Origin of the sequence: Mesorhizobium sp. B2-1-8, assembly GCF_006442545.2 — a bacterium.
In the GTDB taxonomy this organism is placed as follows: domain Bacteria; phylum Pseudomonadota; class Alphaproteobacteria; order Rhizobiales; family Rhizobiaceae; genus Mesorhizobium.
Genome location: NZ_CP083953.1, coordinates 325,049 through 337,740, shown reverse-complemented (window position 1 = coordinate 337,740; position 12,692 = coordinate 325,049). Strand labels below are relative to the sequence as shown.

Sequence of the window (12,692 nt, the reverse complement as noted above, 5' to 3'; positions counted from 1 at the left end):
CAATTTTTATGCTATATGCAGAATGGACATTGAGCTCGCCCGCACTTTCATCGAGATCGTTTCTACAGGGAGTTTCATTCGAGCTTCGGAACGCCTGAACGTCGCTCAGACGACCGTGAGCGCGCGAATCCGCAACCTTGAACAGCAATTGGGCCGTTCTCTTTTCGTTCGGCACAAGGGCGGAGCCTCGCTCACCCCGGCTGGCGAGCAGTTCCTGCGCCACGCCCCGATGTTCGTCCAGCTATGGCAGCGAACCCTTCATCAGGTTGCAGTGCCGCCGGGCCGCCGGGCCGTTCTGACGGTCGGAAGCGAAGTCAGCCTTGCGCAACCCCTTCTGCTCGATTGGGTCAGATGGATGCGCCATTCGCTTCCGGATATTGCGCTTAGAGTACACGTCGACGTGCCGCAGGATCTGATCAATCAGGTCGCGTCGGGACTGGTCGACTTGGCCATTATGTACGCGCCCCCGCACAGACCGGGTTTGAAGATCGATCTGCTTTTGGAAGAGAAACTCGTCCTGGTGACTACCAATTCCGAATCGCGTCTCCTGGATGAATCCGATTATGTCTATATGGACTGGGGGCCGGATTTTGGACTTCATCACGGGATGAATTTCCCGAGTGCTGCGCCGGATCTTTCTTTCGATCTCGGTCCGCTCGCGCTGAACTATGTTCTTGCGGCTGGCGGCTCCGGGTATTTCAGAATGAGTTCAGTGCAACCTCACATAGAAGCGGGCCGGCTTCATCTTGTGCCTGAAATGCCGCAGTTCTCTTACCCGGTTTACGCGGTCCAATCCGCGAGTGCGGACGAGAGCGTTGTGGGTCCTGCCCTGGCGGGATTGCATGCCGTTGCAGGTGGCGACGTCAAACTCTAGTCATTGCTTGGCGACGCTTTGACTTCCGGTTGGATTGACGGGAACAGCAGATCGACTGTCGTCCCAATCCCCGTCTCGCTCGCAATGCGAACATGGCCGCCAATCATCCGCATCACTGCGCGCACCTGCGACAGCCCGATGCCCGTGCCCTTATCGCCTTTGGTCGTGAAGAAGGGATCGAACGCCGTTCGCAAGACTTCCTCGGTCATACCGCACCCTTGGTCCTTGACGCGAACGCAGACATAGGTTCCCGGCCCCACGTGGTCAGGTATGGCGGTCTCCTGCACCAACCGCTCGGTGACAATCCTGATCTCGCCGCCTTTGGGCATGGCATCCCGTGCGTTGACAACGAGATTAAGCACCGCCGTGTCGAACAATGCAGGATCGATCAGGCAGTCCGGAATATCGGAACCAAGTTCAAGCCTGACGCGTATATCGGGACCGGCGCCATATCTCAGCAATGGCTCGAAGGACCTGAGGAATTCATTGAGGTCGCCGGCATGGGCATCGAGTTCCTGGTGCTTTGCAAAAGCGAGGAGCTGCGAGGTCAAATCGATCCCACGAGCGATTCCTTCCCGCGCCATCGCAATGCAGGTCAGCACATGGTTTGGCTCGTCAGCCCTTGCTTCGGCAAGCCTCAGGCCGGATTCGATGACCGCCAGCAGGTTTCTGAAGTCATGGACAATGCCGCCCGTCATTTCGCCCAATGCAGCAAGCCGATGTGTCGCCTGCCCGCGTCGTTCGATTGCGGTCCGGGCATCGAGAGAAGCGGGCGGCAACCGAGAGCGCCCGTCCCGCCCTGTCTGAGATTGTGGCTGATTTCCGCATGGATGCACGTCGCCCGTCATGAAAACGTCCCCATCGGTCACTGACGACAGCCAGGGAACTCGTGGCCCGGTCTGATCGCGGTATCCAATCCTCGTTGTTCAGCCAGGCGCCTTCGCGGACATGACCTAATCGCGCTGGACGACCCCGCGAATCATGATGTTTTCGACTTTCGGAAATGCTTTGAGGGCCTTCTCCGGCAAATCGCCATTCGCACCAACCAGCTCGGTCCAGCCATGCGCTTCGGGCGCGCCGACGATGATACGGCCGACCATGCCGGCGTGCTCATGCGGGACGCAGTAGTAGTCATAGACCCCCTGCTCAGTGAAGGCAGCCGAAAAACTCTCGTTGGGCAGGAGGTAGCCAGAATCCCACGGTTTTGCGGCCCCGGGCATGCGGCGCGGTCTCTCGAAGTTCGTCGGACTGTATGCAGTCGTAGTGTGCGAATTGCCCGAATTGAGATTGGTCCAGCGGACCGTCTGTCCTGGTTTGATCAGAATGCCGATCGGGTCGAACCAGACCTGTGAGCCGTCGTCGCGCCCTCGCATCGCGATTTCCACCACCTCCTCGGCCCATGCGGCCGGAGAAGAGCGAGAAAGGGCGGCGGCAAGCGCGCCGCCCCCGCCCAGTATCTGACGACGCGTGAGCATCATTTGGCGACACGGGCTTCGTCGGTGGCCGAGACGTGCCACAACACGACGTGGACATGCGGTTCGGGAACACCCGGATGCCCGGCATTGTAGTAGACGTCGACATGGTCGACATTGCCGCCCGGCGCCGCGAGGTCGTCAAAACGCTTGTCCGGATTGAGATCCTTGATCGGCAGCATGTAGATGGTGCTGACAAGCTTGCCGTCGTGATCATAGGCAAGGAATGGACCCGCCGGCAATGTCGCCGGATCGACGAAGAGCTGGCCCATGCCGGGGAGGAAGTCTGGCAATTTCACAAGCTTGCTGACCTGTTGGTAAGGAGCAGCCGGCGGAGATTTGGCGACATCGCTCGCCGCGATAGCGCAAAGCGAGCTGGCCATTGTCACGACAACTGCGAAGGCAAGCGTTTTCATCACGGTAACTCCTTGTTTTGGTAGAAGCCGCGCAACAGCCAAAAGATGGAAGACCTAATATCCGATCTTCATCGCTGACACGGCCTATTCGTGCCCGCCAAGCAAGGAGGAGACGGCCACGTCCGTCAAACGAAATTAAGTGGCATTTCAGTGCATTGTTTTTGCGTTTATTTGGTATCTCCTGTTTGCATCCATGAATTCTCTTCAGTCACTCGATGGCAAAGATCCCAGAATGCGCATTACCAAGACCCCTTAGACCATTCGCGATAGCTCGCGAACCAAGACGGCACGTGTCAAATCGTCGAAGGGGTTGTACCCACAGAACCGAATAACTCTGAAGCGACGGCCACTATTGGCGTCGCTTGATTCCAAAAAGGCCTTCACTACATTTCAGTTGCTATGCATATTTTCACGCAAAATTTCCGAAGAGATCCGTGGCGCCTCAACGCAGGCTCCTCTAGCCCGGACGCGAAAGACGTTGGGCTTCGCGTCCGGGAAAGCCGGGATTCCAATTCAGTCCAAAGTGAACGTTTCCCTACGCTGGCGATGTGACTGACCGTTGTCCGCGATTGCGTTTGGATCAGTCTTACAGGCAACTGTGATGATCCCCTACTTGTTAGAAGAAGATGTCGCGCTTGACCTCGCGACAAAGGGCAAGCATTCCGCATTGTCGAAAATAGCCGTCAGGATAGCGCGGAGAGCCGGACTCGACGAGCAGATGGTTCTCCATAGCCTTTGGCGCAGCGAGTGTCACGGCTCGACAGGTCTCGGCCGCGGCGTTGCGACCCCGCACGCCTTGTTCGACACGATCTCTTCTCCCGTGGCATCTTTTGCTCGACTGCATCGGCCTATCGATTTCGGCGGGCCGGACGACGATCCGGTCGATATCGTTTATACCCTGCTCTGGCCTCGGTCCGCCGTCTCCGCCTTCCTTCCCGCTCTTTCGCAGGTGTGCCGGGTGCTTCGGATGCCTCGGACTCGAGAGGGACTGCAACAGGCACAGTCAGCCGGTGAGGTGATGGCGATACTCGATGCTGATCCGCGCTCGGTCATTTCCGCCAATTGGCACACGTGCGCAGCCGGCTTCATGCCTGGCCAGTTGCGCGACGCCTCATTAGTAGCGGACGTACGCCTTTGAGGAACTCCGACGCCTCGGCCTTCAGCAGGGTGCAGTTCGACAGAAAGCTTGCCAGTCCATCGAACCCCGACTTCATGATCATATTCCTAAAACATACATTGACAATGTATGTTTTAGTTGAGATGCTTACCTCGATGCCAAGCCAAGGCACAATCAGAATGCAAGCCATTGATAGATCCTGATCCCCAAACCATGGCTGCAAGGACTGCGCACTTCGGTGCTGCCGACGAGCCGGCGGCCTGGATTGAGCCTGGCGGCGATTCCAAAAGCCGCATTGGCCTGGCGGAAATGAGGGCGAGCACATGAGCGGGAATAGCCGGAGCAAGAGAACGATCATCGTCGACGGCCTCCCGTTGCCGGATGTGCTCGACGAGACCATGATCCGCGGCGTGGTTGACGGCTTCTATGAAGAAATTCGCCGTGATGAGCTTCTTGGTCCCATCTTCCGCCAGCAGATACAATCCGACGAGTGGCCGCGTCATCTGGCGAAGATGTGTGACTTCTGGTCCGCGACACTGCTGCGAACATCCCGATATGAAGGTCGGCCCCTGCCCCCACATCTCGCGATAGGCAGCCTTGGCGAGGTGCATTTCCGGCGTTGGTTGACGTTATTTCGCGTAACAGTGCGCCGTATCTGCCCGCCTGAAGTCGCGGCGCTGTTCATGGATCGCGCGCTGCGCATCGCTCACAGCTTTCGTCTTGCGGTCGCCTTCAGCCGCGGCGAGACCACGATTGGCATCGAACCGATTGCCGAGAAAGACCTGTGATGCCGAATTGGTTTGTGAGTGGTTGCCATTGCAGCACGCCAACCCAAGAGAGGAAGCGCCGGTGAGGCTGACCAACTTCTCGGACTATGCCTTGAGAATGCTGATGTACGCGGCCTCCGCCGGTGATCACCTGATCACGATCGAGGAAACTGCCCGGATCTTCGAGGTATCGAAAACGCACCTCAACAAAGTCGCCAATACCCTGACGCGCGGCGGATACCTGAAGGCGGTCCGCGGCCGTTCCGGCGGCCTCGTTCTGGGACTCCGGCCCGAGATGATCCGGATCGGCGATGTCATACGGCTGACTGAGCCGGATTTTGCGGTTGTGGAGTGCTTTGCTACCGGAAACCAATGTGTGCTCACCGGATCCTGCAAGCTTTCAAGCATGTTTGGCGAAGCGATAGCCTCCTTCCAGAACGTTCTTGACCGCTACACGCTGGCCGACGTCGCACTGATGCCTCAGGATTTCCTTGGCCGGCCCGCGTCACCCCAAGCTTTCGGCGTGACGCAAAGCGGCGGGTAAGGTCGAAGTCTCTTACGGTCGGGGACAAAGTGTTTCCATCTCGTCGCCCGATCAATTTGAGGACTGAGCAGAGGGTCGTCGCGGGCCCCGACGGAGGCCTTTCCCTTTACCGGACAGATGCTGATCTTTGTCACACAAGGAGACGAGCTATGGCTGAACCAAATAAGAGCGACAAGCCGACAACAAAGCAGTTTGAGTCTGGTATCGACTCGGACAACAGTCTGTTGCCGATGCTGATCGGCGGCCTTGTTCTGATCGTCATCGGCGCGATTATTGTCATGATGTTCGTCTAGTTCCGGAATGGCATAGTCGCCGCCGCGCATTGCCGGCAAGCCCGATGCTCGAGGGGCTTACAGGACCGGTTTTCTTGGGCTGATTTGACAAGAGAAATTCCCAAAGCGTCTGTCTACTTAACGCGGCGGCCGCCTCGATCGCCACCGCAGACTCTTATTTGCGTCGAATACCCTACGAGATTGTTGCCTCCCGACTAGGTGGGCCGCGCCTCCTCCTGTGGATGACCAATGTCGGCGTCAAGTGCAAGTCGCTTGATGCGTCAGTCAGCCTCGGTTCAAACCGCCTTCCTCTATGTGCTTTTCCGACTGAAAGTCAGTAGGTGCTGGATTTGATGATCTGCGCCAGGCTGCGATACGTTTTCTCCAGCATGTCAAAACCGCCTTCGGCAAGCGTGATCGGCGCAGCGTTGTCGGCTATCGCCGCGAGCAGCAGAGCCGCATCACTAGGGACAATATTTGGAGCTAGCTCGCCACGTCGGCCTGCAGCCGATAGGGCATCCGTAAACAGCATGGAAAGCTCCGCGCCGAAATGGTCGAGCATCTTCTGGCCATCGGCGCCAAGAAGTTCGGCGTCCTGCCTGAGCCTTGTGATCAGGCTCCAATTTCGTCCCTTCGTGTCGGGTGGATTGAAATGCAAGAAGCGGCCGCGGCTGTAGGCGATCATGGCCTCTACCTGATCGGAGAGCTTCGCACCCTCATCCGACCACACGGCGCGCAAGGCACTCAGCGTCGCCTCCATGTAGTCGCCAAGCACCTCGTCGACGAGCGCCTGCTTGTTGCCGAAATGATAGTGAATATTGGCGCGCGTCGTACCGAGCGCCGCCGAAATATCCCCGAAGCTGGTGCCGCGATAGCCATGGCGCACCAGAAGCTCCAGCGCCGTATCCTTGATCGCCTGTCTGGTGTCGGTCTCGTCCATGCTTCCATCATAGCCAAATGCGTTGGCCTTGGACGCCGAAGCTTTGCGGCATCCCCAGCATTTGACGGAATACTGACTTGCAGGTAAGTAAGTTGGAATCGGTGGGGGAGGATACGTGGTGCGGATGCAGACATTCAGCGATATCGAAGGATCGGCGCCGCAGGCCGTCCGCGCGGGCGACATCGTCTTCATCGGCGGGCTGATGGCGACGGACGCCAACGGCAATATCGTCGCAAGCGACATAATCGGTCAGGCGCGCGCCATCTTCGACCGGCTGGCGGCCCTCCTCGCCCAGGCCGGCGCGGGCATGGCCGATGTGGTCAAGCACAACATCTATTTCAGTTGCGAGGCCGATGCCGTCGGCGCCTTCCTCGACGAACTCGATGCCGTGCGCGCCGGCTGTTTCGCGGCCCCCGGCCCGACCACAACGGAAATCCGCTGCGGCCTCGACCGCGAGGGCGCGCTGCTGATGGTCGACGCTTGGGTGGTCATCGGCGGCAAGCGCGAACTGCTCGACCCGCCCGGTCATTGGCGCTGGCGCAAGCAGCTGCCCTTCGTCCATGGCTGGAAGGTCGGCGACATGCTGTTTGTCGGAGGCCAGCGCTCGCTCGATGCCGAAGGCGATGTGCTCGGGCTTGGCGATATCGAGGTGCAGACCGACGAGGCCTTCCGCAACCTCGACACGATGCTGCGGTCGGGCGGCGGCGACCGCCACAGCCTGATGCGCCAGAACACCTATTTCCGCTTTTTCGGCGAGGGCCGCGAGGTCACCGACTTCTGGGAGAAGATGACCAATGTGCGACGCCGCTACATGTCGGCGCCTTCGGCGGCCGGTGCCGGACTGCGCATCCAGGGCATGGGCAATGCCGACGAACTGATCCAGGTCGAGGGCATCGGCATGCTCGGCGACGACAAGCAGCGCCTGCAGCCGGCCAACCATTGGGACTGGAGCATTCCCAACACCCAGTTCACGCAAGGTTGGAAGGTCGGCGGGCTCGCCTTCATCGGCGGCCAGATCTCGGCCGACAACAAGGCACAGGCCGTCGGCGACGACATGGAAACGCAGACCCGCAACGTCTTCGAGTTCATCCGCCGCACGCTGGCCGAAGGCGGGCTCGACGAAAGCGATGTCGCCAAGCTCTACATCTACTATCACGTCGAAGGCAGCTGGGCCGGGATCGAGGCGACGCGCGCGGTGATTGCCCGCGTCCAGCGCGAATTCTACGCCGAGCCTGGTCCGGCGGTGACCGCGATCCGCGTCGCCGGCTTTGCCTTCGAGAACCTGCTGATCGAGATCGAGGCAATGGCGGTGACGCAAGACTGATGTCGAAACATGATTTCACCGCCGCCGAGTTCGCTGATCGGCTGACGCGTGTCCGCGCCGCCATGGCCGCACGCGACCTCGACTGGCTGGTTGCCGTCCACCCCGCCTCAATCCATTGGCTGACCGGCAGCGATGCCAAAAGCTACCAGGAATTCCAATGCCTGCTGGTCGGCGCGCGTGACGAGCCGCTGGTCGTGCTGACACGCCAGGGCGAGGTGCATGAATTCGAGACGGACGCCCTTGCCGGCGAGGTACAAGGCTATGGCGGCGGCGAGAACGAGGATCCGGTCGCAGTCTTCGCCGGCATGGCGCGGCGCCACGGCGTGCTCGGCAGGCGCGTCGGCCTCGAAGTGCCGGCCTACTATCTCCACCCGCATCACTATCTCGGCCTTCGCGCCGTCATCGGCGATGCCCTGGTCACCGAGGCGACCGAGCTGATCGCCGGCCTGAAGCTGGTGAAGTCGCCGGCCGAGATCGGATTTATGAGGCGCGCGGCGGCCCTTGCCGACCTCGGAATGCAGCGTTTCGCCTGCCAACTCGCGGTGGGCGTATCGGAACTGGCGCTGGCCGGCGGCATCCACGAGACCTTGCTGCGCAATGGCAGCGGCATCGCCGCTAGCCCGATCAACCTCGTCTCCGGCCCGCGCTCCGCCTACAGCCACGGCGCGCCGACCGCGCGCCGGCTTGAACATGGCGATTTCGGTAACATCGAATTCGGCACCACCTTCAACCGCTACACCGCCACTATCGGCCGCAATTTCGCGCTGGGCACGCCGACGCCGCGCATGGCCGAATTGCACGACGTCGTCCTGCGCGCCGGCGATGCCATGATCGCGGCGATTCGCGATGGCGTGCCGGCAACCGTGCCGCACCAGGCGGCCCGCGCCGTGATCGGTGAGGCCGGGCTCGAAGCCTGCCGTGTCCACACATCAGGCTATGCGCTGGGGCCGGGCTTTCCGCCGAGCTGGGCCGAGCCGCTGCACATGATCGGCGACAGCCCGCACATGCTGAAGGCTGGCATGGTGGTCACCATCGAGCCGCCGGTCTATATCGGCGCCGAAGGCCTTGGAGCGCGCATCATCGACAATGTGCTTGTCACCACGACCGGTGCGGAGGTGCTGTCCCGCACGCCGCGCGACATCATCGTCGCGGGCTGAGCGTCCCTACCCTCCAAGCTCATGCGCGATCTCGGCGCAAGCGAGCTTCAGCCGCGCCAGCATGGCCTCGAAATTGGGCGCGGCGCTGCGTCGGCTGACCGCCGCAACCGTTACGCAGGCCACGGCGCGCCGGTCGCCGGCGATTATCGGACAGACGACGTCGGTCACGCCGATGATGTCGCGGCTTTCATGGATGATGGCGCCGCGCTCGCGCACCGCGTCGAGTTCGGCGGCGAGCGTCGTCGGGTCCGGCGGCTCGCGCATCAGCATCAGGCATTCGGCGATCATCCGGTCACGCACCGGTTTGGGCTGGAACGCCATCAGCACCAGCCCGGAATGGGCGTCCGCCAGCGGCCGGCGATAGCCGAGCTTGAGCGAGAAGTTCATGTCCGCCCCGCCCGATGCTGCCGCGATGATGACGGTTTCGCCGCGATGCGCGACAACCAGATGCGCCGCCTGGTGCACTTCCTCGGCGAAGCGCTCGACGATGGGGGCCGCCGTGCTCACCAGGTCACGGGCGCGCGCCGTCTGCATGCCCAGCCCGAACAGCTTGTTCGACAGCATCAGCCCCTCGCCGCCTTCGTCGCGCTGGATGTAGCCGCGCGCAAACAGCACATGGACCATGCGGAAGATCTCGTTCTTCGATCGCCCCAGTTCCTCGGCGATCTGGCGCGTGCCCAAGGGCTGGCCGGCGTTGGCCAGCAATTCGAGGATATCCAGTCCCTTTTCGAGGGCCGGCGCGCTGTAATTGAGCTTGTCGTCCGTCATTTGTATCGCTTCATAGATGACGCTTGACGTCACATATGAAGCGACGATAGCGTGGTGTCCAGGCAAATCCGAGCGGAAAATAGCGATCTGCCTAGCGTTGCATAGGGGACGCTCTGCATCCATGAGCTATAATTTCAAGTTTGATGTCCTGCTGCGCTATATCCCCGAGATCGTGCAAGGCGTGCTGCTGACCTTGCAGTTCTCGGTCGTCACCATGCTCTGCGGACTTGCCATCGGCTTGATCGTCGCCATGGCCTCGATAAGCCCGCTGACGCCACTGCGCGCCTGCGCCCGCGTCTATGTCGAGGCGCTGCGCAACACGCCGCTGCTGGTGCAGCTGTTCATCGTCTTCTTCGGCCTGCCTTCTATCGGCATCAAGCTTGGCGCCAACACCGCCGCGCTGATCGCGCTGTCGATCAACATGGGCGCCTATGGTGCGGAAATCCTGCGCGCCGGTTTCCAGTCCGTGCGCCAGAGCCAGATCGAGGCCGGCCGATCGCTCGGCCTCACCGCCGGCCAGACCTTTCGCCATGTCGTGCTGTTCCAGGCAATGAAGGCCATTTACCCGGCGCTTTCCAGCCAGTTCGTGCTGATCATGCTGACCACCAGCGTCGTCTCCTCGATCGGCGCCACCGAACTGTTCCACCAGGCCGCCTTCATCGATTCACGCACCTACCGCTCCTTCGAGACCTACACGCTGATCACCGTTTCCTATCTCGTGCTCACACTGGGCTTCCGCGCTTTCTTCGCCGGCGTCTACTGGGCGGTCTTCGTCAAGAGGCCGCGCCGATGATCCGCGAATTTGGCGGCACCGATATCGTCTACCTGATCGAGGCCGCGCGCTGGACGCTGCTGCTGGCGTTCACCGCCACGGTGGGCGGCGGCCTTCTGGGCATCGTCGTCGCCGTGCTGCGCGTCATCCCGTTCGGGCCGCTCAACTGGCTGGCCATCGCCTGGATCAACCTGATCCAGGGCACGCCGCTGCTCGGCCAGCTCTTCGTCTTCTTCTTCGGCCTGCCGCTGGTCGGCCTCTCGGTCGACGCCTGGACGGCGGCGGCCTTGTCGCTGTCGATCTATGCATCGGCCTTCTTCGGAGAGATCTGGCGCGGCAGCCTGCAATCGGTGTCGCAGCGCCAATGGGAGGCGGGCGCGGCGCTCGGCCTCACCTACGCGCAGCGGCTTGGCCACGTCGTGCTGCCGCAGGCGATCCGCATCTCCGTCGCGCCGACCGTCGGCTTCCTCGTCCAGCTGGTGAAGAACACCTCGCTCACCGCGCTGATCGGCTTCGTCGAGCTGACCCGCGCCAGCCAGATCATCAGCGGTGCGACCTTTGCTCCGCTGCCGGTTTATCTCACCGCCGCCGCCATCTATTTCGTCATCTGCTTTTCCCTCTCCCAGCTCGCCCGCATGCTGGAAAGGAGACTTCATGTCGCTCGTTGAAATCGCCGATATCCGCAAGCGCTTCGGCGCGGTCGAGGTGCTGAAGGGCATCTCGCTCAACGTGGAAAAAGGCGAGATCGTCGCCGTCATCGGCCGCTCGGGCTCGGGCAAGTCGACCATGCTTCGCTGCATCAACGGACTGGAGAAGGTGCAGGCCGGCCGCATCGTCGTCGACGGCATCGACGTCACCGCGCCCAAGGCCGACCTCAACCTGCTGCGCCAGCGCGCCGGCATGGTGTTCCAGAGCTACAATCTGTTCCCGCATCTCAATGTCGAGCGCAATGTCATGCTGGCGCTGAAGCTGGTGCGCAAGCTCGACAGGCCGGCCGCCCGCGAGGTCGCCCACGCCGTGGTGGCCAAGGTCGGCCTCGCAGACAAGCTGCTTGCCTATCCCGACGAATTGTCGGGCGGCCAGCAGCAGCGCGTCGCCATCGCCCGCTCTCTGGCCATGCAGCCGACGTTGATGCTGTTTGACGAGATCACCTCTGCGCTCGACCCCGAACTGGTCGGCGAAGTGCTGCGCGTACTCGAAAGCGTCGCCAGCGAAGGCATGACCATGATGCTCGTCACCCATGAGATGAACTTTGCCAAGAACGTCGCCGACCGCGTGATCTTCATGCACGAGGGCCGCATCCACGAGGATGGGCCAGCGCGTGAGACCTTGCTCGAGCCTCGTACGGCCGAACTCAGGAGCTTCCTGAGCGCCGTCCTTCACTAGGAAAAGAAAGCCCAACCAGAAAAAGGGGAAGTTCCATGTTCAAGCATCTTACCAGGATCGTCACAGCCGTGCTCCTGGCCGGCGCGGTCTCGGCAATGCCGGCCAGCGCGGCCGACCTGCAGAAGATCCTTTCCGCCGGCACGGTGCGCATCGGCGTGCCCATCGACGTGCCGCCCTTCGGTTCGGTCGACGCCAAGAACGAGCCGGTCGGCCTCGATGTCGACATGGCCAAGAAGATCGCCGAGGCGCTGGGCGTCAAGCTCGAAATGCAGCAGATCACCGGCGCGAACCGCGTACCCTATCTCGTCACCGACCGCCTCGACATCGTCATCGCCGCCATGGGCGCGACGCCGGAACGCGCGCTGCAGATTGCCTTCACCTCGCCCTACTCAGCCCTTTCGATCGGTGTCTTCGGCCCCGACAGCATCGCGGTGAAGAGCCCCGCCGACCTCAAGGACGAGACCGTCGCCGTTGCGCGCGGCACGACGCAGGACCTCGAACTGACCAAGGCCGCGCCCAACGCCAAGATCGTGCGCTTCGACGACGACGCCACCGCCGCCGCCGCCTTCACCTCTGGCCAGGCGCAATTGCTGGCCACCGCCGATGTCGTCGCCAAGGACCTGATGGACAAGGACCCCAAGGTGCAGCTGAAGCCAAAATTCATCCTTCAGTTCTCGCCATGCTACATCGGCATCCAGCAGGGTAGTCCCGAACTGCTGCGCTGGCTCGACACCTACATCCATCTCGGCATGCTTGACGGCTCGCTCTCGGCGCTGTCGCAGAAGTGGATCGGCACCACCCTGCCGACCCTGCCCCCGATCTGACCTTTCGGCGGCGGGGGTTTTCCGCCCCCGCCGCCCTTTCTCGGCCCGCTTCCATCCCC

16 protein-coding genes are annotated in these 12,692 nt (G+C 61.7%); 11 read left to right on the top strand and 5 right to left on the bottom strand.

Annotation, left to right across the window (positions count from 1 at the left end; translation table 11 throughout):
• The first annotated feature begins 22 nt into the window (after positions 1-22).
• Positions 23-874 carry a LysR family transcriptional regulator gene (locus FJ970_RS32805; RefSeq protein WP_140764120.1) on the top strand — a complete coding sequence of 284 codons (852 nt, stop codon included), beginning with the start codon at positions 23-25 and terminating at the stop codon, positions 872-874.
• On the opposite strand, the gene FJ970_RS32800 is transcribed toward FJ970_RS32805, so the two are convergent.
• From FJ970_RS32800 to FJ970_RS32790, 3 genes are all read right to left on the bottom strand, one after another.
• Complete coding sequence (locus FJ970_RS32800; RefSeq protein ID WP_140764118.1) at positions 871-1,722, bottom strand: ATP-binding protein; 852 nt, start codon at positions 1,720-1,722, stop codon at positions 871-873. The genes FJ970_RS32805 and FJ970_RS32800 overlap by 4 nt on opposite strands.
• A 105-nt stretch (positions 1,723-1,827) precedes the next feature.
• Positions 1,828-2,352 (bottom strand): plastocyanin/azurin family copper-binding protein, encoded by a 525-nt coding sequence (locus FJ970_RS32795; protein WP_181178789.1) that lies wholly within the window; start codon positions 2,350-2,352, stop codon positions 1,828-1,830.
• Positions 2,349-2,762, bottom strand: coding sequence for a DUF5602 domain-containing protein (locus FJ970_RS32790; RefSeq protein WP_140764115.1), 414 nt, complete (start codon positions 2,760-2,762; stop codon positions 2,349-2,351). Before FJ970_RS32790 ends, FJ970_RS32795 begins: the two co-directional genes overlap by 4 nt.
• Positions 2,763-3,363: 601 nt before the next feature.
• On the opposite strand from FJ970_RS32790, the gene FJ970_RS32785 reads away from it, so the two are divergent.
• The 4 genes from FJ970_RS32785 (at position 3,364) to FJ970_RS32770 (ending at position 5,483) form a co-directional block, all read left to right on the top strand.
• Positions 3,364-3,900: a PTS sugar transporter subunit IIA gene (locus FJ970_RS32785; protein ID WP_140764112.1), complete on the top strand. Its 537-nt coding sequence runs from the start codon at positions 3,364-3,366 to the stop codon at positions 3,898-3,900.
• A 302-nt stretch (positions 3,901-4,202) separates the two neighbouring features.
• Positions 4,203-4,667, top strand: a complete 465-nt coding sequence (locus FJ970_RS32780; RefSeq protein WP_140764109.1) for a group III truncated hemoglobin — start codon at positions 4,203-4,205, stop codon at positions 4,665-4,667.
• A gap of 61 nt (positions 4,668-4,728) precedes the next feature.
• Positions 4,729-5,190: an RrF2 family transcriptional regulator gene (locus FJ970_RS32775; RefSeq protein WP_140764107.1), complete on the top strand. Its 462-nt coding sequence runs from the start codon at positions 4,729-4,731 to the stop codon at positions 5,188-5,190.
• A 149-nt stretch (positions 5,191-5,339) separates the two neighbouring features.
• Positions 5,340-5,483, top strand: a complete 144-nt coding sequence (locus tag FJ970_RS32770; RefSeq protein WP_181178788.1) for a hypothetical protein — start codon at positions 5,340-5,342, stop codon at positions 5,481-5,483.
• 313 nt (positions 5,484-5,796) lie between these two features.
• On the opposite strand, the gene FJ970_RS32765 is transcribed toward FJ970_RS32770, so the two are convergent.
• On the bottom strand, positions 5,797-6,594 hold the full coding sequence (locus FJ970_RS32765; RefSeq protein WP_181178787.1) for a TetR/AcrR family transcriptional regulator: 798 nt from the start codon (positions 6,592-6,594) through the stop codon (positions 5,797-5,799).
• Between FJ970_RS32765 and FJ970_RS32760 the strand changes: the two genes are divergently transcribed.
• Positions 6,527-7,726: a RidA family protein gene (locus FJ970_RS32760; RefSeq protein WP_140764101.1), complete on the top strand. Its 1,200-nt coding sequence runs from the start codon at positions 6,527-6,529 to the stop codon at positions 7,724-7,726. The two genes, FJ970_RS32765 and FJ970_RS32760, sit on opposite strands and share 68 nt — an antisense overlap.
• Positions 7,726-8,883: a M24 family metallopeptidase gene (locus FJ970_RS32755; protein WP_140764099.1), complete on the top strand. Its 1,158-nt coding sequence runs from the start codon at positions 7,726-7,728 to the stop codon at positions 8,881-8,883. The genes FJ970_RS32760 and FJ970_RS32755 overlap by 1 nt, the downstream gene beginning before the upstream one ends.
• 6 nt (positions 8,884-8,889) lie before the next feature.
• Here FJ970_RS32755 and FJ970_RS32750 read toward each other — a convergent pair whose 3' ends face one another.
• Entirely contained in the window at positions 8,890-9,651 is a 762-nt protein-coding gene (locus FJ970_RS32750; RefSeq protein WP_181178786.1) for an IclR family transcriptional regulator, read from the bottom strand.
• A 121-nt stretch (positions 9,652-9,772) separates the two neighbouring features.
• On the opposite strand from FJ970_RS32750, the gene FJ970_RS32745 reads away from it, so the two are divergent.
• From FJ970_RS32745 to FJ970_RS32730, 4 genes are read left to right on the top strand one after another with little or no spacing between them, the layout of a single operon-like run.
• Complete coding sequence (locus FJ970_RS32745) at positions 9,773-10,444, top strand: amino acid ABC transporter permease (protein WP_181178785.1); 672 nt, start codon at positions 9,773-9,775, stop codon at positions 10,442-10,444.
• The gene (locus FJ970_RS32740; protein ID WP_140764093.1) at positions 10,441-11,091 is read left to right on the top strand and encodes an amino acid ABC transporter permease; all 651 of its coding nucleotides are present in this window, start codon (positions 10,441-10,443) and stop codon (positions 11,089-11,091) included. Before FJ970_RS32745 ends, FJ970_RS32740 begins: the two co-directional genes overlap by 4 nt.
• Positions 11,078-11,809 carry an amino acid ABC transporter ATP-binding protein gene (locus FJ970_RS32735; RefSeq protein WP_140764091.1) on the top strand — a complete coding sequence of 244 codons (732 nt, stop codon included), beginning with the start codon at positions 11,078-11,080 and terminating at the stop codon, positions 11,807-11,809. Before FJ970_RS32740 ends, FJ970_RS32735 begins: the two co-directional genes overlap by 14 nt.
• 35 nt (positions 11,810-11,844) lie before the next feature.
• Positions 11,845-12,633, top strand: coding sequence for a transporter substrate-binding domain-containing protein (locus FJ970_RS32730; protein ID WP_140764089.1), 789 nt, complete (start codon positions 11,845-11,847; stop codon positions 12,631-12,633).
• Positions 12,634-12,692 lie beyond the last annotated feature (59 nt).

Coding starts and splice junctions, on each gene's coding strand:
- FJ970_RS32805 (WP_140764120.1), top strand. CDS start 23: ATGGACATTGAGCTCGCCCGCACTTTCATCGAGATCGTTTCTACAGGG.
- FJ970_RS32800 (WP_140764118.1), bottom strand. CDS start 1,722: ATGACGGGCGACGTGCATCCATGCGGAAATCAGCCACAATCTCAGACA.
- FJ970_RS32795 (WP_181178789.1), bottom strand. CDS start 2,352: ATGATGCTCACGCGTCGTCAGATACTGGGCGGGGGCGGCGCGCTTGCC.
- FJ970_RS32790 (WP_140764115.1), bottom strand. CDS start 2,762: ATGAAAACGCTTGCCTTCGCAGTTGTCGTGACAATGGCCAGCTCGCTT.
- FJ970_RS32785 (WP_140764112.1), top strand. CDS start 3,364: ATGATCCCCTACTTGTTAGAAGAAGATGTCGCGCTTGACCTCGCGACA.
- FJ970_RS32780 (WP_140764109.1), top strand. CDS start 4,203: ATGAGCGGGAATAGCCGGAGCAAGAGAACGATCATCGTCGACGGCCTC.
- FJ970_RS32770 (WP_181178788.1), top strand. CDS start 5,340: ATGGCTGAACCAAATAAGAGCGACAAGCCGACAACAAAGCAGTTTGAG.
- FJ970_RS32760 (WP_140764101.1), top strand. CDS start 6,527: ATGCAGACATTCAGCGATATCGAAGGATCGGCGCCGCAGGCCGTCCGC.
- FJ970_RS32765 (WP_181178787.1), bottom strand. CDS start 6,594: ATGAAGACGATGTCGCCCGCGCGGACGGCCTGCGGCGCCGATCCTTCG.
- FJ970_RS32755 (WP_140764099.1), top strand. CDS start 7,726: ATGTCGAAACATGATTTCACCGCCGCCGAGTTCGCTGATCGGCTGACG.
- FJ970_RS32750 (WP_181178786.1), bottom strand. CDS start 9,651: ATGACGGACGACAAGCTCAATTACAGCGCGCCGGCCCTCGAAAAGGGA.
- FJ970_RS32745 (WP_181178785.1), top strand. CDS start 9,773: ATGAGCTATAATTTCAAGTTTGATGTCCTGCTGCGCTATATCCCCGAG.
- FJ970_RS32740 (WP_140764093.1), top strand. CDS start 10,441: ATGATCCGCGAATTTGGCGGCACCGATATCGTCTACCTGATCGAGGCC.
- FJ970_RS32735 (WP_140764091.1), top strand. CDS start 11,078: ATGTCGCTCGTTGAAATCGCCGATATCCGCAAGCGCTTCGGCGCGGTC.
- FJ970_RS32730 (WP_140764089.1), top strand. CDS start 11,845: ATGTTCAAGCATCTTACCAGGATCGTCACAGCCGTGCTCCTGGCCGGC.